Annotated in this window: 1 protein-coding gene; it reads right to left on the minus strand. The window is 66.8% G+C overall.

Annotated features, from left to right (window positions below; genetic code table 11):
• Positions 1–738 (minus strand): AMP-binding protein (locus tag A8G15_RS28925; protein ID WP_245688057.1); only part of this gene is annotated, 738 nt, incomplete at its 3' end.
• Between the last annotated feature and the right edge of the window lie 34 nt (positions 739–772).

The raw sequence follows: 772 nt of genomic DNA on the forward strand, positions 1-772 counted from the left end.
GATGGAGTCGCCGCCCAGATGGAAGAAATCATCCTCGACACCCACCCCCTCCACACCCAACACATCCACGAACACCGCACACAACACCCGCTCCGCAACCGAAACAGGCTCCCGACCGGACCCCACCGACACCGACTCCGGCTCCGGCAACGCCGCCCGATCCAACTTCCCGTTCACCGTCACCGGCAACGACTCGAGCACCGTCACCGTCGACGGCACCATGTACTCCGGCAACACCTCACCGACCGCCGCCCGCAACACCCCCGGCGCCACATCCACCCCCGGCACCACCGTCACATACGCCGCCAGATACGACTCCGACCGACCCGGCCGCTGCCGCACCACCACCGCCGCAGACCCCACCTGCGACAACGACTCGAACACCGCCCGGATCTCATCGACCTCGATGCGCTGACCCCGAATCTTCACCTGAAAATCCGACCGACCCACATACTCCAACCCACCCGACGGCAACCACCGCACCACATCACCCGTGCGATACAACCGCCCACCCGCGGTGAACGGATCGGCGACGAACCGCGACGCCGTCAGACCTGCTCGCGCGTGATACCCCCGAGCCAACTGCACCCCACCCAGATACAACTCACCCACCACACCCACCGGCACCGGACGCAACCACCCGTCCAACACCACCACCGACGTATTGGCCACCGGCAACCCGATCGGCACCGACGACCCCGCCGACCGCTGATCGGCCCGCCACGACGTCACCTCCACCGCAGCCTCCGCCGGACCATAGGTATTCCACACC

This window comes from Rhodococcus phenolicus (genome assembly GCF_001646785.1).
GTDB classification, from domain to species: Bacteria; Actinomycetota; Actinomycetes; order Mycobacteriales; family Mycobacteriaceae; genus Rhodococcus; species Rhodococcus phenolicus.